Below are 19,920 nucleotides of genomic sequence, written 5' to 3' on the forward strand. Positions count from 1 at the left end.
TGCTCAAAGAATCTTTACTGTTAGTTCGTAATGAATTAACTGATGTTCACTCTTCAAGACTTTTATCTATCGTTTGCGCCGAAGCGCTGTTGGATAGTGTCCTGTGAGTGCCCACACAGATTGTCTGATAAATTGTTAAAGAGCGTGTGTCAGGGAAAAACTTCCCGTGACGCGGGCTGCGTATATTACGCCATCCCGTTTCAGAGTCAAGCGGTAAATCACCGATTTGCGCGTTTAATTCTGAGGGCTAACCGGCTTGTGCCGTGTCAGTGGAGGCGCATTATAGGGGTTCGCTGCGGGCTTTCAAGCGCTAATTGAGAAAAGTTGACTGAATGGTCTATTTTTCACCAAAATGCAACGCCACTTACCGAAATGAATAATAATTGAGCGACCCAATAAGCGGGTATTCAGCATTTTGATTGCAAAGCGTGTGCTAACAGTTGATGGTAATAAGCTGATTATACGAATATGATTGTTCTATACTAACTAAAACACATTTTTACATTTTCATATTTATCAATAAATTATAATAAATATCACTTCTTTTTTAAGGACCACAAAATGCAATTTAGCCTTCAGCAGCAGGCTGCTCACCGAAACTTATCGTACGTAGTTGCAGAAAAGATAGCTCACCGCATTCTGTCTGGAGAATACGCTGCTGAAAGCATTCTTCCCGGAGAGAACGAGCTTTGCGATATTTACAGCGTAAGCCGTACGGCAATTAGAGAAGCGGTAAAAATGCTTACCGCAAAAGGCATGCTGCTAGCGCGACCTCGCATAGGCACCAGGGTCATGCCCCAGCATTACTGGAACTTTCTTGATAAAGAGCTGCTTTCGTGGTGGATAACAAAAGACAATTTTATTGAAGCAACTCAGCATTTCGTTGTGCTTCGCCGCGCGCTTGAGCCTCAGGCGGCCGCTCTGGCAGCCGTTAACGCCAGCAACGAACAGCGCTATCAGCTCTCTTTACTTATGGCCGAAATGAGGGCCTTGCATAAGGAGTTCAATCCGGAAACCTGGGTCCGCGTTGATACGGACTTTCATGAACTCATCTATACTGCTAGCAATAATCCCTTGCTAACGTCGTTCTCTATTTTATTTAGCTCTGTTTATAAAATATATTTCAGATCGGTCACCAATAATGAAGTCATCAAATTAGAGCACCACCAGGCTATTGTTGATGCAATCTTGAAAAAAGACGGGCAGGCCGCTCTTAAGGCAACGCAGGATCTGTTGGAAAAGGATATCAAAGTCTACAACTTCTAATCGATGGGGTAGTGAATGACTCAGGCAACGCGCAGCGTAGCGGGCCTTCCCTGGATAGCCGCGATCGCATTTTTTATGCAGGCGCTGGACGCAACCATTCTTAACACGGCAATTCCCGCAATTGCCAAAAGCCTCAATCACTCTCCGCTCGCTATGCAGTCCGCCATTATCAGCTACACGTTGACCGTTGCGATGCTTATACCTATCAGCGGCTGGCTGGCGGATAAATTCGGCACTCGCAGAATATTCTCTATCTCTGTTTTTTTGTTCGTTTTAGGCTCCCTGCTTTGTGCAATGTCTGGCTCGCTTCTCATGCTGGTCGGCGCCAGAATTATCCAAGGCATCGGCGGCGCAATGATGATGCCCGTAGCCCGTCTGGCGCTGCTAAGAGCCTACCCTCGCAGCGAACTTCTTGCGGTGCTTAACTTTATTACCATCCCTGGATTAATAGGCCCTATCGTCGGCCCGATGCTGGGGGGATGGCTGGTTACCTATGCGACCTGGCATTGGATTTTCTTGATCAATATTCCTATCGGCATCATCGGTATTTTTTGCGCACGCATCTATATGCCTGATTTTACGGCCCCCAGTAAAAAATTCGACACGTCAGGATTTTTTCTGTTTGGGTTTAGCCTGGTCATGATGCTCAGCGCGCTGTCTCTTTTTAGTGAACAAATCGTATCGACGGCCATTTCCGTTGTCGTATTTATCGCAGGCATCCTTTTACTGTTGATGTACATACGCCACGCGCTCAAGTCCCGCTATCCGCTGTTTCACCTGTCGCTGTTTAAAATAAGAACTTTCTCTATCGGTATTTTTGGCGGGATTATTTCCAGGCTGGGAACGGGAAGCGTCCCTTTTCTTATGCCGCTGATGCTGCAAATAGGGTTTGGCTATTCAGCCCTGACGGCAGGCCTTATGATGGCGCCAACCGCCGTTGGGTCTCTATTGGCTAAATCAGCGGTTACCAACATATTAAGACGATTTGGCTATAGAAAGACGCTTATTGGCGTCACTATGATGATTGGCCTAATGATTGCCATGCTCTCTCTACAAACCGCCGATGAGCCTCTCTGGATGCTGATAATTCCCCTTTTCTTTTTGGGAATGGTCATGTCTACCCAGTTCACATCAATGAATACCATTACGCTTGGCGATCTGGATGACAAAACGGCAAGCTCTGGCAACAGCCTGATGGCGGTTAGCCAGCAGCTTGCCGTTAGCTTTGGCGTTGCCGTCAGCGCAACGGTGCTTCACGCTTATGAAAGCATATCGTTCGGCGACACTATCGATCACTTCCACTACACGTTTATTACTATGGGTATCATCACTCTGCTGTCATCAACCGTATTCATGATGTTAAAACCTCACGACGGCAGAGGCCTGATAGATAAAAATCAGTAAGTAACCCTTATCAGGTTGAACCCCGTCACGTATCCCGTGGCGGGGTTCAATCTAGATATCAATTTGAGTACCAAGCTCAATCACCCTGTTTGGCGGAATTTTAAACTGATCCGGCGCTTTCAGAGCGTTACGGTTAAGCGCCAGAAACAGTCGCCCTCTTATCCGCAGATACCATGGACGTTTACCCAACCTTACTGACTCGTGGGAAAGGAAAAACGACGATTCCTCCATGCTGAAAGAAAGCCCCTCCAATCCGCACAGATAGAAGATGTTTTCAACGTTTGGCGTCTCTTTATAACCATAGCTAGTCACGACGCGCCAAAAAGAAGGAGAGAGCTGCTCAATAGTCACCCTTTTAACGTTGTGAACATAAGGTGTATCAACAGTTTTTATCGTTAGTAATACAACGCGCTCGTGCAGAACCTTATTATGAGTCAGGTTGTGCAGCAGCGCGAAGGGAATAACATTCGTCGTTCGAATCATAAAAACGGCCGTCCCCTTCACGCGGGTAGGGGGATTTTTCTCTAAAGACGCAATCAGCGCTTCCAGAGAGTTACCGTGTTCGTTCATAAGACGCAGCAGCCTAAAGCGTTCGCTCTTCCAGGAAGTCATGACGATAAACATGCCCAACCCCAAAAGCAGCGGCAGCCAGCCGCCGGAAAGGACTTTTACTGCGTTGGCGGAAAACAGCGGCACGTCAATGAACAGGAAAACGCAGAGAATCAAAATAACCAGCGGTTTTGACCAGTTCCAGTTTTGCACCGCAACCGTACAGGAAAGAAATGACGTGATCACCATCGTACCCGTTACGGCAATACCATAAGCCGCCGCCAGGTTGCTTGAGTGCTTAAACGTCACTATTACCAGCACAACGGCAAAGTAGAGCATCCAGTTAATAACGGGAATGTAAATCTGTCCGGCTTCCATATCGGAAGTATGCAGTATTCTCATTGGCGGCAGATAGCCCAAGTGGACAGCTTGCCTAGTCAAAGAGAAAACGCCGGAAATAACGGCCTGTGAAGCAATAACCGTCGCCAAAGCAGCCAGTATCAATAACGGGATAAGCGCCCACTCCGGCGCCAGCAGGAAGAACGGGTTTTTAATGGCTTCCGGCGTTCTTAACAGCAAAGCGCCCTGGCCAAAGTAGTTCAGCACCAGACAGGGCAAAACTACGGTAAACCAGGCGTAGCGAATGGGCATCTTGCCGAAATGCCCCATATCCGCATACAGCGCTTCCACGCCTGTAATCGCCAGCACCACTGCTCCAAGCGCAAAAAACGAAAGCGATTTATATTGCAAAAAGAAGTCGAGCGCCCAACTTGGATTAAGCGCATAGAGAATTTGAGGGCTTAGAAAAATGCTGCGAACGCCGAGCGCACCGATAACCACAAACCACAACAGCATCACCGGAGCAAACACTTTGCTTATGCCGCCCGTACCGTGTTTTTGTATGCAAAATAAAATAGTGAGCACCAGGATTGCGCACGGAACAATATAGGCATCTAAAGACGGCGCCAATACCTCAAGCCCTTCCAGAGCAGACATAACGGACACCGCCGGCGTAATAACGACTTCTCCGTAAAAGAAGCTGCCGCCGATAAGGCCTACGATGACGATAAGCGCCGTTTTTTTATCGCTGGCAAACCTGCCGGCCAGCGACATCAGGGTCAAAATCCCCCCTTCACCTGAGTTATCGGCCCTCATAACGAAGCAGAGATACTTAATTGAAACAACAAATATCAACATCCAGAAAATCAGCGAGAGAAATCCGAAAATGACGTTCGGTTCAACGCTAAATCCATAATATCCTGAAAAACATTCCCTTAAGGTATAAAGCGGACTGGTGCCAATATCACCATAAACAACGCCTATCGTAGCGAGCATTGCGGCCGGTAACGAACGTTTATTATCTGTACTCATAAGGGCTTCTTTTACCGACGATCCCGGCGGTTGAATATTATTGAAAGTGCATTAACGCACGTTAATGAACAAGATAGAGTAATTATAGATGGTATAGATTCGTTGCACTTTTCTTAAGAAAATATTTTTATAAATGGTAAGTACATATGTTCATTATTTATAACGATAAGATAATTCTATGAATGCTATAATGATAGCTATCTCTAGCGACAGATACCACCTACCATTATGTCTACCTCTATTCCTCTGTCAGAAAGAATTACTCGCTTAAGCAACCACCTTGAGTCAGGCCTCTATGAAAGGCAGCATGCCGTTAGGCTCTGCCTGCTGGCAGCGCTGTGCGGAGAAAGCGTCTTTTTACTCGGTCCGCCGGGCATAGCTAAAAGCCTTATCGCCCGCAGGCTGAAATATGCCTTTAAACAGGCCAAATCGTTTGAATATTTAATGACGCGTTTTTCTACGCCGGAAGAAGTCTTCGGGCCGCTGTCTATTAAAGCGCTAAAGGAAGAAGGCCGCTACGTTCGGATAACGCGTAACTATCTACCTGAAGCTGAAATCGTTTTTCTGGATGAGATTTGGAAAGCGGGCCCCGCCATTCTCAACACGCTGCTTACCGCAATCAACGAACGCCGTTTTCGTAACGGCGATATGGAATCTGCGATCCCGTTAAAACTTTTAATCGCCGCCTCCAACGAACTTCCAGAAGAAGACAGCGGTCTGGAAGCGCTCTATGACAGGATGCTCATTCGAATTTCGTTAACCAACGTACAGGAAAAACACCACTTCTTAATGCTGATAAATCAGCGCAATGAAGAAAACGTTAACTCCGCCGTTGAGGCTCTGGGAATAGACGGTGAGGAATATGAACAGTGGCAGGATAAAATTAATCAAGTAGCTATTCCTGAAGAAGTTTTTGAGCTCGTTTATCGCTTGCGCCAGGAAATCAGCGAGCTGGATAACGGCCCCTATATTTCCGACAGGCGCTGGAAAAAGGCCGCCAGACTGCTGCAGGCCAGCGCCTTTTTTAACGATCGCGCGGCGATTAGCATCGTTGACATTATTCTGCTCAAAGACTGCCTGTGGTACGACGAACGCTCTCAATCGCTGGTTGACCATCAGTTAGAAGGATTAATGACTGAAATTGCCTATCAGCAGCAGGCTATGCTGATGCAAATTCGGCAAATAGACAAAGACTGGATGAAGTTTCAACAGCAGCAGTCCAAGCAGCAGTCTTTGACCGTTGAAATAAAAAACGCAATGTTTAGCCGCAAGCCTATTTATCTATTAAACCTTCCAGCCGACACATCAGAAGTCACATTGACTCTGGAAACGCCCCTTACGCTGCACGAAATAGACGTAACGCATGTAGTAATAGAAAAGCAGAGGCTCGAACAGTGGCTGGCTAAAGGTGAATATCTGAAAGGCAAGCTAAACGGCATTGGTTTTATGCAGTCGTTGGATATGGCCGTTAACGACGCTCAACAGCTGGTTTTACAGGATGCCGGCCTGTCGACCTCCACGCTCTATTTATCTAATAATTCGGACCATATTAAGCCTTCGGAAGCGTTAACCCAGCGCCTACAGCAGGTTCAAAACCGGCTTGATGAACAAAGAAAGCGGTTTAACGACGCTCAGCCCTGCCTGTTCGTAGACAAAAGCTGGTTAGCAAAAATAGAGGCCAGCCTTCTTGCCGTTCACGAAGAGATAGAAAAACAGAAACAGCGCTTCCATTCGTCCGGTTCAACTCGATGAGCCTACAAACTATAGAGCTCTTGCTTTCCATCAGCGAAACGGAGCTCATTGAAGAGATTATTATAGGGCTGCTAGCGGCACCTCAGCTTGCGCTTTTTTTTGAAAAATATCCCAAAATAAAGCGCTCATTCGACAAAGAAGTTGCCGCCTGGAAAAAAAAACAACGCTATCAGCTCCAGCAATCAGACGTACCTTCGCCTATATCCCGAGAGTTCGCATTTTACAAACAGGCCATCGCCTGGAGCAGCGCCGACTTTGCCTCGGAAGTAAAAACCATCGTTGAACGGCTTGAGTCGCTCAATTCGTCATTCAGTAACTCGGCCAAAGCGCTTTTAAACTCAACGGAGCGCCACGGCGAAGGGTTTCAAAAGCTGTTTATAGAGCGCTGGCGAAAATCTCTGTCGCTACAGGTGACCTCTCTGCACGTTTCCTTACTCGAAACGGAATGGGAAAAGCTAATGGAAGAGCTGCAGGAGCGGCTGGAGGTCAGCAGTAAGCTGGAGCCTCTGCTGGTTGAAAACGACAAAGGCGCAGGCAGCCTGTGGGACATGAGCCGTCAGCAAAAGTACAAAGCCGACTGCGAAAAGCTTATTGAATACGGTAATTTTCTCGTCAAACAGCCAGAACTGCGTCGACTGGCAGAGATGTTGGGTAGAAGCTATAAGCCTGCCGTTATCTCTCGCCATGAATCCCAAAAAGAAGAATATAAAATCATGGTCAGGGAGCCCGCCGTGCTGCCTGACAGCCTCGAAGGCATACACCAGAGTGATGATATTGTCCGCATGCTGCCGACGGAAATGGTCTTGCTTAACGTAGACGAGCTGGAAACCGAATTTTACCGCCGGTTTCTGGAGCAACGGCTGCTGACCTACCGCCTGAAGGGCGATATATGGCGAGAAAGAACGAAAGTTCGATCTGTTTCAAAAACCGTCAGCGAACGCCAACCCGGCGGGCCGTTTATCGTGTGCGTCGACACATCCGGATCGATGGGCGGATTTAACGAGAAGTGCGCCAAAGCCTTTTGCTTGGCGCTACTGCGCATCGCCATGACGGAAGGCAGAAAGTGCCACGTGATGCTGTTTTCAACCGGCGTGATCCACTACGAGCTTACGTCGGGAACGGGAATTTCAGAAACCGTACGTTTCCTTAGCCAGCGTTTTAAGGGGGGAACCGACCTGGCGGGCTGCCTGCTGCAAACGCTCGAAAAAATAGAAGAAAAAGAGTGGCAGGACGCAGATATTGTCGTGATATCAGACTTTATAGCCCAGAGGCTGCCTGAAAATTTGGCCCTAAGGCTGATTGAAAAGCAGAAAAAAAGCGGCCACCGCTTTCACGCAGTGGCCATGTCTAAACACGGTAAGCCCGGCGTTATGAAAACCTTCGACCACATCTGGCGGTTCGAAACCGAGCTTGGTCAGCGGCTAAAGCGCCGCCTGTTTAGCCGTTAAAGCATACATTCTACAGCTTCGCGCTGCTCAGGCGTCCACACGCCGCACTGTACCTGTCCAATATGCTTTTGCTGTAGCAGTAGCATAACCAGGCGGGATTGGCCGATACCGCCGCCGATAGTTTGAGGCATTTCGCCGCGCAGCAGCGCCTGATGCCATTCCAACGCCAAGCGAGACTCGTCCTTCGTCAGCGCCAGCTGACGTTTTAGCGTTTCAGCGTCGACGCGAATACCCATGGAGGATATTTCAAACGCATCCTGAAGCGTCGGGTTCCAGACCAGAATATCGCCGTTCAGACCAAGCCCGTCTTCACCCGGCGTTGTCCAATCGTCGTAGTCAGGCGCGCGAATATCGTGCGACTCGCCGTGAGACAGCTTCCCACCAATACCGATAAGGAAAACGGCGCCCAGCTCTTTGGCGATTGCGCGTTCACGCCCTTTAGCATCCAGAGTCGGATAGCGCTGCAAAAGTTCTTCGCTGTGAACAAAGTGAATTTCTTCCGGCAGGAACGGCTTTAAGCCAAACTCGCGTTCAACGGCCGCTTCCGTTTCCTTAATTGCAGTATAAATAGTGCGTACCGTTTGCTTGAGATAGTCGGAGTTGCGCTCCGAATCCGTCATCACGCGCTCCCAGTCCCACTGATCGACGTAGACTGAGTGGATAGGGCTTAAACGATCTTCATCAGGACGCAGCGCCTTCATGTGGGTGTAGATCCCCTCTCCGGCAAGGAAACCAAAACGCCCCATCGTTTGACGCTTCCACTTGGCAAGCGAATGAACAACCTCGAACGTCGCTTCCGGAATAGCCTTTACCTTAACCTGAACGGCTTTCTCGCAGCCGGAAAGGTTATCCTGAGTACCGTCTCCCACGCGGCTCAGAATAGGCGCTTGAACCTCAACCAACCCGAGCTTTTGCTCAAGCTGACGTGAGAAGAACGATTTAACAAAGCTTATCTGTTGTTGTTTTTTAATAAATGGCTGTTTCATTGTGTTTGTCTCAATACGGTGACTTCGTTGATGAGTATTAAGCAACAAAACGGAGAGTAAATTCAATAATCATCAATAAATATAGCCACATTGGTTTTTATTAATCAATTTATAGGCTAGATTAATGATGAAACGATAAAAAAGAGGAAAAAAAATGGCCGATAATTACCAAATCGATAATTTGGATAGAGATATCCTCAACGAGCTCATGCAAAATGCTCGTGTTCCTTACGCCGAGCTGGCTAAAAATTTTAACGTCAGCCCCGGCACGATCCACGTCAGAGTAGAAAAGATGAAGCAGGCGGGGATCATTCTGGGCACTCAGGTTGAAATCAGCCCAAAAAGGTTGGGTTACGACGTTTGCTGCTTTATTGGCATCATCCTTAAAAGCGCTAAAGACTACCCGGCGGCGCTGGCCAAGCTGTCCAATCTTGAAGAGGTGGTTGAAGCCTACTACACCACGGGTCATTACAGCATATTTATTAAGGTGATGACCCGTTCAATTGACGGCCTGCAGCACGTACTTATCAACAAGATCCAAACGATTGATGAGATCCAGTCAACTGAAACGCTGATCTCGTTGCAAAACCCTATAATGAGGACGATCAGGCCATAGGCTATTTTTTAGTACCCACATTATCCACAGGTAGATCCCAGAGATTTCACCGCGTACAATGCACAAAACGCAGAGCTTTAAGAGATAACTCATGCCAGATATTACCCTCATTAGCGGCAGCACGCTGGGCGGCGCCGAATATGTAGCCGAACATCTAGAAGAAAAGCTGACTCAAGCTGGCTTTAGCACCGAAGTGCTGCACGGCGCAGAACTTGATGAACTTAGCAACGAAGGCATCTGGCTTATAGTTACCTCGACGCACGGCGCAGGAGAACTGCCGGACAACATTCAGCCGCTCTTTGAACAAATAGAAGAACAGCAGCCGGATCTAAGTCGAGTTGCGTATGGCGCAGTCGGGCTTGGCAGCAAAGAATACGACACTTTTTGTGGCGGAATAAAAACGGTCGATCGCATTCTTCAGGATAAAGGGGCTAAAAGGATCGGTTCACGGCTTGAGATCGACGTAACGGAACACGAAATTCCCGAAGATCCGGCCGAGGTGTGGCTGGATCTGTGGCTTAACGATCTAAAAGAAGCTGGTTTTTTAGCCAAATAAATGTGTATAACTCTATTGAAAACGCGAGATTATCCTGTAGTTATCCAAAGAACAACCGAGTTCCTTGGTTTCACATGTGGATAAATACATGTTTTGTACCCACGTTATGAAGAGCATGATCTCCTTTCTTCCACAAGAAAAGGATCCTTTCAATAATATGATCCTTAACGTGAAAAGATCCTTATCCACAGAGAGTGCGGATCCTAATAAAAGATCCAGTAAAGAGATCTTTAAATAAAAAGATCTTTCTTTATTTAAGACCGATCCATCGCGGTTGGACTAATCTTTAAAGTCGAGTAGAATCTGCGCCCCTGGACAGAATAATCCAGGCCGAAGATCGTTCGAACATCCCGAGGTGTCATACCATGTTTTATCCAGATTCCTTTGACGTCATCGTAATAGGTGGCGGTCATGCAGGGACTGAAGCCGCCATGGCAGCAGCCCGCATGGGTAAGCAAACTTTATTGCTCACCCACAATATCGATACGCTAGGGCAGATGTCCTGCAACCCGGCCATTGGCGGGATCGGTAAAGGACACCTGGTAAAAGAGATCGACGCGCTTGGCGGGTTAATGGCGCACGCCATTGACAAAGGCGGCATACAGTTTAGAACGCTCAACGCCAGCAAAGGCCCCGCCGTGAGAGCTACTCGCGCTCAGGCGGATCGCGCTTTGTATAAATTAGCCGTGCGTACGGCGTTGGAAAACCAGCCTAATCTGACTATTTTCCAACAGCCTGTTGAAGATCTTATCGTTGAAAACGACAGGGTTACCGGAGCGGTAACCAGAATGGGCCTGAAATTTAGAGCTAAGGCGGTTGTTTTAACGGTCGGAACTTTCCTTGACGGTAAGATCCACATCGGTTTAGAAAATTACAGCGGTGGTCGCGCCGGCGATCCGCCGTCAATTGGTCTTTCTCAGAGACTGCGAGAACTGCCTTTGAGAGTTGGACGGCTGAAAACCGGTACGCCCCCTCGCATAGACGCCCGCACTATCAATTTTGATATCCTTCAGCAGCAGCATGGAGACACGCCGGTACCCGTATTTTCATTCATGGGAAGTGCGGATGAACATCCAAGGCAGATCCCCTGCTACATCACGTACACGAATGAAAAAACCCACGAAACGATCCGCAATAATCTGGATCGTAGCCCAATGTATGCTGGGATCATCGAAGGGATCGGCCCTCGATACTGCCCTTCGATCGAAGACAAAGTCATGCGCTTTGCCGATCGCAATTCGCATCAGATCTTCCTGGAGCCGGAAGGATTAACCAGCAATGAGGTTTATCCTAACGGGATCTCAACCAGCCTGCCGTTTGACGTACAGATGCAAATCGTTCGTTCAATGACTGGCATGGAGAACGCAAGGATCGTACGTCCTGGATATGCTATTGAGTATGACTTCTTCGATCCGAGAGATCTCAAGCCGACGCTTGAAAGTAAGTATATTCAGGGCCTGTTTTTTGCCGGCCAGATTAACGGCACTACCGGTTATGAAGAGGCTGCTGCTCAAGGGCTTCTGGCTGGGTTAAACGCCGGACGGTTGGCGTCTGAGGAAGAGGGCTGGGCACCGCGTCGCGATCAGGCCTACCTCGGGGTACTGGTTGACGATCTTTGTACGCTGGGGACCAAAGAGCCCTATCGCATGTTTACCTCCAGAGCCGAATATCGGCTTCTGCTGCGTGAAGATAACGCAGACCTGCGTCTGACCGAAACGGGGCGGGAAATGGGCCTGGTGGACGATGCCCGCTGGGAACACTTCCTGCGCAAGCAGGAGAATATCGAGCGCGAACGCCAGCGTCTGCGAGACGTCTACGTTCATCCAACGATGCCGCAGGCTGAAGAAATTAATACGCTGTTGAAGTCTCCGCTTTCCAGAGAGGCTACCGGTGAAGAACTGCTTAAAAGGCCTGAAGTCAGTTATGCCTCCCTGACGACGCTGTCGCCGTTTGGCCCTGCGCTTGACGACGCCCAGGCGGCCGAACAGGTAGAAATCCAGGTTAAGTACGAAGGCTATATCGCTCGTCAGAAAGATGAGATTGAAAAGCATCTGCGTAACGAAAACGCCATTCTTCCCACTGATCTTGACTACCGTCAGGTGACCGGGCTGTCTAACGAAGTGTGCGCAAAGCTTAATGACCACAAGCCGACCTCTATCGGGCAGGCATCGCGCATCTCCGGCGTTACGCCTGCGGCGATCTCTATACTTCTAATCTGGTTGAAAAAGCAGGGAATACTGCGGAAAAGCGCTTGAGGATATGGCTTTGGAAAATCGTTTTAACCGCCTGTTGGCTTCTGCCGGAATGGCCCTTACGGATGAACAAAAACAGCGGCTTTTAGCCTACGTTGATCTACTCAACAAGTGGAATAAGGCTTACAACCTGACTTCGGTCAGGGATCCGCAAGAGATGCTGGTTCGCCACATTATGGACAGCATCGTGGTTAACGCCCACCTTACCGGGGAGTGCTTTATTGACGTAGGCACAGGTCCGGGCCTTCCCGGCATCCCGCTGGCGATCGTCAGGCCTGAAGCCAGCTTTACCCTGCTTGACAGTCTGGGTAAGCGCATCCGATTTATCCGCCAGGTTGTTCATGAGCTTGGGCTGACCAACGTAACGCCCGTTCAAACACGGGTTGAAGAGTACTCAATCCCTGAAGGTTTTGACGGTGTGATTAGCCGCGCGTTCGCGTCTCTGGGGGATATGCTGAGCTGGTGTCGCCATCTTCCTGGAGATAATGGGCTGTTTTATGCCCTTAAGGGCGTGGTTTCAGAGGAAGAGCTAGCTGAAATTCCTGAGGGTTTTAGCGTTAAAGAGGTTATCAGGCTGGAGGTCCCGCAGCTGGACGGTGAGCGCCACCTGGTGGTGGTTAAAGCTCAAAAATGATGCGGCGCGAGTGTGACTCGCATCAGAATTTAATTAATTGTGCTTTAGCTACTTCTTTTCAATTTTAAAAAAACACGTTGTTTTTTATTTATTATTGCTACGTTTTTTAATTTACGTGTTAACAATTTTAAAACATAAATTAAACATATTCTTTAGGGCGAGAGCCTGTTGCTCATATTATCAACAGCTTCTCTTTCTTAAACTTCCCCTTAGCTTTCGGCATTGTTGAATCAATTCAGTCTATTGATTTTATATAAATTTATTAATAATTAACAAGATAAGTAACTATTTATGTTCCTTTTCGCTGAATTTATTTATGTGATTCCGTTCACAAAAAGATAATTATTCAATACAGAATTTTGTTTATTAGTAATAATAAGCGTCGTTTTGTTCAAGGCGGGTAAAAAGTGAATATTTGCATTTTTAATTATTTGTTCACTTTTTTGTTACCTAAGTGTGGAATAAACCGGATTTCCCCGTATAATTTAGCTGTCTTTTGCCGCTTGACTCCGGTCAACAAAGGCAGTTTTATACGGTACTTGTGTTTATAAAAAACGGACTTTTGATTTTTATAAAAAGCTAACGCTTGATAGAGATGATACGCCATGTCTGTAGCGCTTTATGATACCGTGATGGCCCGCAGACTGTTGTTGGTTCAGCTTGTCGTTGTTATCCTGTTTAGCGCCGTTTTTTGTATTAACAGTCAGAAATGGGCGATTTCCGCACTTTTTGGCGGGATGTCAGTATATTTGCCCAACGCGCTGTTTTTCCTCCTGACAAAATGGTGTCGGGGCGGGCCTCAGCAAGGGTATCTGGCGTGGCCGTTTTTTATCGGCGAGATAGCAAAGATAGCGATGACTATCGTACTATTGGTCGCTGCGTTGGCGGTATTCAAGGCTGAACCACTGCCCGTTTGTATAGCCTATCTGGCTGTGTTAGTTGCGCAAATAGTGGCGCCTATAGTGATAAATATTTTTCATAACTAGTTGATAATCAAGAGTGAGAGGCATCATGTCTGCATCAGGGGAAATCTCTACTCCACAGGATTACATTGGCCATCATTTAAACAACCTTCAGGTGGATTTACGCACTCTGGAGCTCGTTAAGCCAGGGGTGGATTCGCCAGGGTTCTGGGCGCTAAACATCGACTCGATGTTTTTTTCAATCGTTCTTGGTTTACTGTTTATCTGCATTTTCCGCAGCGTTGCCAAAAAGGCGACCAGCGGCGTTCCCGGTAAGCTTCAGTGCGCGGTAGAGCTTATTATTGGCTTTGTAAACGGCATGGTAAAAGAGATGTACCACGCCAAGAGCCGACTGATTGCTCCTCTGGCGCTGACCATCTTCGTCTGGGTTTTCCTGATGAACCTGATGGACCTGCTGCCTATCGATCTTCTGCCTTACATCGCTGAGCACGTGCTGGGGCTGCCCGCTTTACGGGTTGTACCTACTGCGGACGTCAGCGTCACGCTTTCCATGGCGATTGGCGTATTCTTCCTGATCATTATCTACACAGTGAAGATGAAGGGCTTAAAGGGGCTGTTTCACGATCTTGCCCTGCAGCCTTTTAACCACTGGGCGTTTATTCCCATCAACATCATTCTGGAAGGCGTAAGCCTGCTGTCCAAGCCGGTTTCTCTCGGCCTGCGACTGTTCGGAAATATGTATGCGGGTGAGCTAATCTTCATTCTGATTGCCGGGCTTTTGCCCTGGTGGTCACAGTGGTTGCTCAACGTTCCGTGGGCGATATTCCACATCCTAATTATTACGCTTCAAGCGTTTATATTTATGGTTCTGACGATTGTCTATCTGTCGATGGCTTCTTCTGAAGAACACTAATTTTCACAACCAACTGCTTAGTTTTAACTGAAATAAACTGGAGACTGTCATGGAAAACCTAAACACGGATCTACTCTATCTGGTTGCTGCAATCATGATTAGCTTTGCATCAATCAGTGCCGCGATAGGTATTAGTATTTTGGGTGGTAAATTCCTGGAAGGCGCCGCTCGTCAGCCGGATCTTGTTCCTCTGTTACGTACGCAGTTCTTCATCGTAATGGGCCTGGTCGACGCCATCCCGATGATCGCTGTAGGTTTGGGGCTCTATGTCATGTTCGCCGTCGCCGGATAACGTTCGGTGTCAACGGTACTGAAAACAAACCCATTTATTCACTTTAAAAGAGGCATTGTGCTGTGAATCTTAATGCAACAATCCTCGGCCAGGCTATAGCGTTTGTCCTGTTTGTCTGGTTCTGCATGAAGTACGTATGGCCCCCCATTATGGCGGCCATCGAAAAGCGTCAGAAAGAGATTGCTGACGGCTTGGCTTCTGCAGAGCAGGCTAAGAAAGACCTGAGCCTAGCGCAAGCCAACGTGACCGACCAGATGGCCCAGGCGAAAGCCGAAGCGCTGGTGATTATTGAACAGGCTAACAGGCGCAAGACGCAGATCGTTGAAGAGGCCAAGGCCGAAGCCGAACATGAGCGTGAAAAAATTCTTGCTCAAGCGAAGGCCGAAATCGACGCGGAGCGCAAACGCGCCCGTGAAGAGCTGCGCAAACAGGTGGCTATGCTGGCGATTGCCGGCGCCGAGAAAATTATCGAACGTTCCGTGGATGAAGCTGCCAATAGCGACATCGTTGATAAACTGGTCGCTGAACTGTAAGGAGGGAGGGGCAGATGTCTGAATTTATTACTGTAGCTCGCCCCTACGCCAAAGCAGCTTTTGACTTTGCCGTTGAGCAAAACGCGCTGGATGACTGGCAGCAAATGTTAGTATTTGCCGCTGAAGTCAGCCGCAATGAACAGGTCCACGGTTTGTTGTCCGGCGCTATCGCGCCGGAACACATGGCGGAAACTTTTATTGCGGTTTGCGGCGAACAGCTCAACGAGAATGGCCAAAATCTGATAAAGGTCATGGCTGAAAATGGACGTTTAATCGTGCTTCCTGACGTGCTAGAACAGTTTATTCAGCTGCGCTCGGAACAGGAGTCCACCGTTGATGTGGAAGTGACCTCTGCCGCCGCTCTGAGTGACGACCAGCTGGCAAAGATTGCCGCTGCGATGGAAAAACGTTTGTCGCGCAAAGTTAAGCTAAATTGCAAAATTGATAAGTCTGTTATCGCCGGCTTCATTATTCGCGCAGGCGATATGGTGATCGACGACAGCGTACGTGGTCGTCTGGATCGTTTAGCAGACGTCTTGCAGTCTTAAGGGGACTGGAGCATGCAACTGAATTCCACAGAAATCAGCGAACTGATCAAGCAACGCATTGCTCAGTTCAACATGGTGAGCGAAGCTCACAATGAAGGTACTATCGTTTCCGTCAGCGACGGAATCATCCGCATTCACGGTCTGGCCGACGTTATGCAGGGCGAAATGATCGCGCTGCCAGGCAACCGTTATGCTATCGCACTCAACCTTGAACGTGACTCCGTCGGCGCCGTCGTTATGGGTCCATATACCGACCTTGCTGAAGGCATGAAGGTTAAGTGCACCGGCCGTATTCTTGAAGTTCCGGTCGGCCGCGGCCTGCTGGGACGCGTAGTGAACACGCTGGGTGAGCCGATTGACGGCAAAGGCCCCGTAGAGCACGACGGATTTTCTCCCGTTGAAATGATTGCGCCAGGCGTTATCGAGCGTCAGTCGGTCGATCAGCCGGTTCAAACCGGTTATAAGGCCGTTGACTCCATGATCCCAATCGGTCGCGGTCAGCGTGAGCTTATCATCGGCGACCGTCAGACCGGTAAAACCGCGCTGGCTATCGACGCTATCATCAACCAGCGTGATTCCGGCATCAAGTGTATCTACGTGGCTATCGGCCAGAAGGCGTCAACTATCGCTAACGTGGTGCGCAAGCTGGAAGAGCACAACGCGCTGGCTAACACCATCGTCGTCGTTGCTTCCGCTTCCGAATCCGCCGCGCTGCAATATCTGGCTCCGTACGCCGGCTGCGCTATGGGCGAATACTTCCGCGACCGCGGTGAAGACGCGCTGATTATTTATGATGACCTGTCTAAGCAGGCCGTAGCCTATCGCCAGATCTCCCTGCTGCTGCGCCGTCCGCCAGGACGTGAAGCGTTCCCGGGCGACGTTTTCTATCTCCACTCCCGTCTGCTGGAACGCGCTGCGCGCGTTAACGCCGAGTACGTTGAAGCGTTTACCAAAGGCGAAGTGAAGGGGCAAACGGGCTCGCTGACCGCGCTGCCGATCATCGAAACTCAAGCGGGTGACGTATCTGCGTTCGTACCGACCAACGTTATCTCCATTACCGACGGTCAGATCTTCCTTGAGTCTAACCTGTTTAACGCGGGCATCCGCCCGGCGGTTAACCCGGGTATCTCCGTATCGCGCGTAGGCGGTGCGGCTCAGACCAAGATCATGAAGAAGCTGTCAGGCGGCATTCGTACTGCGCTTGCACAGTATCGCGAGCTGGCGGCATTCTCTCAGTTCGCTTCAGACCTGGACGATGCAACCCGCAAGCAGCTGAGCCACGGCCAGAAAGTGACTGAACTTCTCAAGCAGAAGCAGTATGCGCCGATGTCGGTCGCCGCTCAGTCTCTGGTGCTTTATGCGGCAGAGCGCGGCTATCTGGAAGACGTTGAGCTGGAAAAAATCGGTCGTTTTGAAGAGGCGCTGTTAGCCTATGCTTTACGCGACCACGCTGAGCTTATCGAGAAGATCAACCAAACCGGTGGTTACAACGACGAAATCGAGGCCGGCCTGAAGGCTATCCTTGATACGTTCAAAGCCACTCAGTCTTGGTAATAATCCTGCGGCCTGAAAGGGCCGCCAGGTTATGAGGAGAATCTAATGGCCGGCGCAAAAGAAATACGTAGCAAGATCGGAAGCGTTCAAAACACGCAGAAGATCACCAAAGCGATGGAGATGGTTGCCGCGTCCAAAATGCGTAAATCGCAGGATCGGATGTCGGCAAGCCGTCCTTACGCCGAGACGATGCGCAAAGTGATCGGTCACCTTGCGCTGGGGAATCTTGAGTATAAGCATCCCTATCTGGAAGAGCGCGAAGTTAAACGCGTAGGCTATCTGGTCGTTTCTACCGACCGCGGCCTGTGCGGCGGTTTGAACATCAACCTGTTCAAAAAGCTGCTGTCTGAAATGAAAGAGTGGAGCGATAAGGGCGTAAGCGTCGATTTGGCGCTTATCGGTTCTAAAGGCGCCTCTTTCTTTTCATCGGTAGGCGCGAACATCGTCGCTCAGGTCACGGGCATGGGGGACAGCCCCTCGGTCTCTGAACTGATTGGCCCGGTGAAGGTGATGCTTCAGGCTTACGACGAAGGGCGTTTGGACAAGCTGTTTGTGGCGAACAACCACTTTGTAAACACCATGTCTCAGTCTCCTGAAATCCGGCAGCTGCTTCCGCTGCCTCCTTCTGAAGACGAAGAGATCAAAAGCAAGACCTGGGACTATCTCTACGAACCCGATCCGAAGCCGCTGCTCGATATGCTGCTTCGCCGTTACGTAGAATCTCAGGTTTACCAAAGTGTTGTAGAAAACCTTGCCAGCGAACAGGCAGCACGAATGGTGGCGATGAAGGCCGCAACCGACAACGGCGGCGAGCTGATTAAAGAGCTTCAGTTAGTTTATAACAAAGCGCGTCAGGCCAGCATCACTCAGGAACTCACCGAGATTGTCTCTGGGGCTTCGGCGGTTTAAGGCTTGGTTTAGGAATTACGTAGAGGATTCAAGATGGCTACTGGAAAGATTATCCAGGTTATCGGCGCCGTAGTGGACGTCGAATTCCCGCAAGACGCCGTACCGAAAGTGTACGATGCGCTTGAAGTTCAAATTGATGCCAAGCTGGTTCTGGAAGTTCAACAGCAGCTCGGCGGCGGTGTTGTTCGTTGCATCGCGATGGGTACTTCAGACGGCTTAAGCCGCGGTCTGGACGTGCTCGATCTGGAACACCCGATTGAAGTACCGGTGGGCAAAGCGACGCTGGGCCGCATCATGAACGTGCTTGGTCACCCTATCGACATGAAGGGCGACATCGGCGAAGAAGAGCGTTGGGCTATTCACCGCGCAGCGCCGAGCTACGAAGACCTGTCGGGCGCAACCGAGCTGCTGGAGACCGGCATCAAGGTTATCGACCTGATTTGTCCGTTCGCCAAGGGCGGTAAAGTCGGCCTGTTCGGCGGCGCCGGCGTAGGTAAAACCGTAAACATGATGGAGCTCATTCGCAACATTGCGACCGAGCACTCCGGTTACTCCGTGTTTGCAGGCGTAGGTGAACGTACCCGTGAAGGTAACGACTTCTACCACGAAATGACTGAATCCAACGTATTGGACAAGGTGTCGCTGGTATATGGTCAGATGAACGAGCCGCCTGGAAACCGTCTGCGCGTAGCGTTAACGGGCTTGACCATGGCGGAGAAGTTCCGTGATGAAGGCCGTGACGTTCTGCTGTTTATCGACAACATTTACCGCTATACCCTGGCCGGTACGGAAGTATCCGCACTGCTGGGCCGTATGCCTTCAGCCGTAGGCTACCAGCCGACTCTGGCTGAGGAAATGGGCGTGCTTCAAGAGCGTATTACCTCTACCAAGACGGGGTCTATCACCTCCGTTCAGGCCGTATACGTTCCTGCGGATGACTTGACCGACCCGTCTCCGGCGACCACCTTCGCCCACTTGGACGCAACGGTCGTACTGAGCCGCCAAATCGCCTCTCTGGGTATTTACCCTGCGGTTGACCCGCTAGATTCCACCAGCCGTCAGCTGGATCCGCTGGTTGTGGGTCAAGAGCACTATGAGTGCGCACGCGGCGTTCAGTCAATTCTTCAGCGCTATCAGGAACTGAAGGACATCATCGCCATTCTGGGTATGGATGAACTGTCTGAAAGTGATAAGCTGGTGGTATCCCGCGCGCGTAAAATTCAGCGCTTCCTGTCTCAGCCGTTCTTCGTAGCGGAAGTGTTCACCGGTTCTCCGGGCAAGTACGTCTCGCTGAAGGATACTATCCGCGGCTTTAACGGCATCATGAGCGGTGAATACGACCACCTGCCTGAGCAGGCGTTCTACATGGTCGGCTCTATCGATGAAGCCGTAGAAAAGGCCAAGAAACTGTAAG

Annotated in this window: 18 protein-coding genes; 16 read left to right on the forward strand and 2 right to left on the reverse strand. The window is 49.6% G+C overall.

Features of this window, described 5'->3' with window-relative positions; all coding sequences use genetic code 11:
* Positions 1–561: 561 nt before the first annotated feature.
* Both V8L73_RS19150 and mdtD read left to right on the forward strand, forming a co-directional pair.
* Positions 562–1,266, forward strand: coding sequence for a FadR/GntR family transcriptional regulator (locus V8L73_RS19150; protein ID WP_027273903.1), 705 nt, complete (start codon positions 562–564; stop codon positions 1,264–1,266).
* Between the two features lie 15 nt (positions 1,267–1,281).
* Positions 1,282–2,670 (forward strand): multidrug transporter subunit MdtD, encoded by a 1,389-nt coding sequence (mdtD, locus tag V8L73_RS19155; protein WP_347253751.1) that lies wholly within the window; start codon positions 1,282–1,284, stop codon positions 2,668–2,670.
* 51 nt (positions 2,671–2,721) lie between these two features.
* Here mdtD and kup read toward each other — a convergent pair whose 3' ends face one another.
* Positions 2,722–4,590, reverse strand: coding sequence for a low affinity potassium transporter Kup (gene kup, locus V8L73_RS19160; RefSeq protein WP_027273901.1), 1,869 nt, complete (start codon positions 4,588–4,590; stop codon positions 2,722–2,724).
* A gap of 228 nt (positions 4,591–4,818) precedes the next feature.
* On the opposite strand from kup, the gene ravA reads away from it, so the two are divergent.
* Positions 4,819–6,342 carry an ATPase RavA gene (gene ravA, locus V8L73_RS19165; RefSeq protein WP_347253752.1) on the forward strand — a complete coding sequence of 508 codons (1,524 nt, stop codon included), beginning with the start codon at positions 4,819–4,821 and terminating at the stop codon, positions 6,340–6,342.
* Positions 6,339–7,790, forward strand: a complete 1,452-nt coding sequence (gene viaA, locus V8L73_RS19170; RefSeq protein ID WP_347253753.1) for an ATPase RavA stimulator ViaA — start codon at positions 6,339–6,341, stop codon at positions 7,788–7,790. Before ravA ends, viaA begins: the two co-directional genes overlap by 4 nt.
* Here viaA and asnA read toward each other — a convergent pair.
* Complete coding sequence (gene asnA / locus V8L73_RS19175) at positions 7,787–8,776, reverse strand: aspartate--ammonia ligase (protein WP_027273898.1); 990 nt, start codon at positions 8,774–8,776, stop codon at positions 7,787–7,789. The two genes, viaA and asnA, sit on opposite strands and share 4 nt — an antisense overlap.
* 154 nt (positions 8,777–8,930) lie before the next feature.
* On the opposite strand from asnA, the gene asnC reads away from it, so the two are divergent.
* The 12 genes from asnC to atpD all read left to right on the forward strand — a co-directional run bounded on the left by asnC (position 8,931) and on the right by atpD (position 19,919).
* Positions 8,931–9,392: a transcriptional regulator AsnC gene (gene asnC / locus V8L73_RS19180; protein WP_027273897.1), complete on the forward strand. Its 462-nt coding sequence runs from the start codon at positions 8,931–8,933 to the stop codon at positions 9,390–9,392.
* Between the two features lie 91 nt (positions 9,393–9,483).
* Positions 9,484–9,948 carry an FMN-binding protein MioC gene (gene mioC, locus V8L73_RS19185; RefSeq protein WP_347253754.1) on the forward strand — a complete coding sequence of 155 codons (465 nt, stop codon included), beginning with the start codon at positions 9,484–9,486 and terminating at the stop codon, positions 9,946–9,948.
* A gap of 365 nt (positions 9,949–10,313) precedes the next feature.
* On the forward strand, positions 10,314–12,203 hold the full coding sequence (gene mnmG, locus V8L73_RS19190) for a tRNA uridine-5-carboxymethylaminomethyl(34) synthesis enzyme MnmG (RefSeq protein WP_347253755.1): 1,890 nt from the start codon (positions 10,314–10,316) through the stop codon (positions 12,201–12,203).
* A gap of 10 nt (positions 12,204–12,213) precedes the next feature.
* Positions 12,214–12,834 (forward strand): 16S rRNA (guanine(527)-N(7))-methyltransferase RsmG, encoded by a 621-nt coding sequence (gene rsmG / locus V8L73_RS19195; protein WP_347253756.1) that lies wholly within the window; start codon positions 12,214–12,216, stop codon positions 12,832–12,834.
* Positions 12,835–13,439: 605 nt separating this feature from the next.
* Positions 13,440–13,820 (forward strand): ATP synthase subunit I, encoded by a 381-nt coding sequence (locus tag V8L73_RS19200; protein WP_027273892.1) that lies wholly within the window; start codon positions 13,440–13,442, stop codon positions 13,818–13,820.
* A gap of 25 nt (positions 13,821–13,845) precedes the next feature.
* Entirely contained in the window at positions 13,846–14,670 is an 825-nt protein-coding gene (atpB, locus tag V8L73_RS19205; RefSeq protein ID WP_027273891.1) for a F0F1 ATP synthase subunit A, read from the forward strand.
* A gap of 49 nt (positions 14,671–14,719) precedes the next feature.
* A complete protein-coding gene (atpE, locus tag V8L73_RS19210) occupies positions 14,720–14,962 on the forward strand; it encodes a F0F1 ATP synthase subunit C (RefSeq protein WP_027273890.1) in 243 nt (80 codons plus the stop codon).
* A 62-nt stretch (positions 14,963–15,024) separates the two neighbouring features.
* On the forward strand, positions 15,025–15,495 hold the full coding sequence (atpF, locus tag V8L73_RS19215; RefSeq protein ID WP_027273889.1) for a F0F1 ATP synthase subunit B: 471 nt from the start codon (positions 15,025–15,027) through the stop codon (positions 15,493–15,495).
* 14 nt (positions 15,496–15,509) lie between these two features.
* The gene (atpH, locus tag V8L73_RS19220; protein ID WP_347253757.1) at positions 15,510–16,043 is read left to right on the forward strand and encodes a F0F1 ATP synthase subunit delta; all 534 of its coding nucleotides are present in this window, start codon (positions 15,510–15,512) and stop codon (positions 16,041–16,043) included.
* A gap of 12 nt (positions 16,044–16,055) precedes the next feature.
* The gene (gene atpA / locus V8L73_RS19225; RefSeq protein ID WP_027273887.1) at positions 16,056–17,597 is read left to right on the forward strand and encodes a F0F1 ATP synthase subunit alpha; all 1,542 of its coding nucleotides are present in this window, start codon (positions 16,056–16,058) and stop codon (positions 17,595–17,597) included.
* Between the two features lie 45 nt (positions 17,598–17,642).
* Positions 17,643–18,506 (forward strand): F0F1 ATP synthase subunit gamma, encoded by an 864-nt coding sequence (gene atpG, locus V8L73_RS19230; protein WP_027273886.1) that lies wholly within the window; start codon positions 17,643–17,645, stop codon positions 18,504–18,506.
* A gap of 33 nt (positions 18,507–18,539) precedes the next feature.
* Entirely contained in the window at positions 18,540–19,919 is a 1,380-nt protein-coding gene (gene atpD, locus V8L73_RS19235; protein ID WP_027273885.1) for a F0F1 ATP synthase subunit beta, read from the forward strand.
* The last annotated feature ends 1 nt before the right edge of the window (position 19,920 follow it).

This window comes from Leminorella grimontii (assembly GCF_039789245.1).
In the GTDB taxonomy this organism is placed as follows: Bacteria; Pseudomonadota; Gammaproteobacteria; order Enterobacterales; family Enterobacteriaceae; genus Leminorella; species Leminorella grimontii.

Excerpts from the sequence above, each read along its gene's own strand:
- kup (WP_027273901.1), bottom strand. The coding sequence starts at position 4,590 with ATGAGTACAGATAATAAACGTTCGTTACCGGCCGCAATGCTCGCTACG.
- V8L73_RS19200 (WP_027273892.1), top strand. The coding sequence starts at position 13,440 with ATGTCTGTAGCGCTTTATGATACCGTGATGGCCCGCAGACTGTTGTTG.
- asnA (WP_027273898.1), bottom strand. The coding sequence starts at position 8,776 with ATGAAACAGCCATTTATTAAAAAACAACAACAGATAAGCTTTGTTAAA.
- atpB (WP_027273891.1), top strand. The coding sequence starts at position 13,846 with ATGTCTGCATCAGGGGAAATCTCTACTCCACAGGATTACATTGGCCAT.
- mdtD (WP_347253751.1), top strand. The coding sequence starts at position 1,282 with ATGACTCAGGCAACGCGCAGCGTAGCGGGCCTTCCCTGGATAGCCGCG.
- ravA (WP_347253752.1), top strand. The coding sequence starts at position 4,819 with ATGTCTACCTCTATTCCTCTGTCAGAAAGAATTACTCGCTTAAGCAAC.
- mnmG (WP_347253755.1), top strand. The coding sequence starts at position 10,314 with ATGTTTTATCCAGATTCCTTTGACGTCATCGTAATAGGTGGCGGTCAT.
- viaA (WP_347253753.1), top strand. The coding sequence starts at position 6,339 with ATGAGCCTACAAACTATAGAGCTCTTGCTTTCCATCAGCGAAACGGAG.
- atpG (WP_027273886.1), top strand. The coding sequence starts at position 17,643 with ATGGCCGGCGCAAAAGAAATACGTAGCAAGATCGGAAGCGTTCAAAAC.
- atpD (WP_027273885.1), top strand. The coding sequence starts at position 18,540 with ATGGCTACTGGAAAGATTATCCAGGTTATCGGCGCCGTAGTGGACGTC.
- asnC (WP_027273897.1), top strand. The coding sequence starts at position 8,931 with ATGGCCGATAATTACCAAATCGATAATTTGGATAGAGATATCCTCAAC.
- mioC (WP_347253754.1), top strand. The coding sequence starts at position 9,484 with ATGCCAGATATTACCCTCATTAGCGGCAGCACGCTGGGCGGCGCCGAA.
- atpE (WP_027273890.1), top strand. The coding sequence starts at position 14,720 with ATGGAAAACCTAAACACGGATCTACTCTATCTGGTTGCTGCAATCATG.
- atpH (WP_347253757.1), top strand. The coding sequence starts at position 15,510 with ATGTCTGAATTTATTACTGTAGCTCGCCCCTACGCCAAAGCAGCTTTT.
- atpA (WP_027273887.1), top strand. The coding sequence starts at position 16,056 with ATGCAACTGAATTCCACAGAAATCAGCGAACTGATCAAGCAACGCATT.
- V8L73_RS19150 (WP_027273903.1), top strand. The coding sequence starts at position 562 with ATGCAATTTAGCCTTCAGCAGCAGGCTGCTCACCGAAACTTATCGTAC.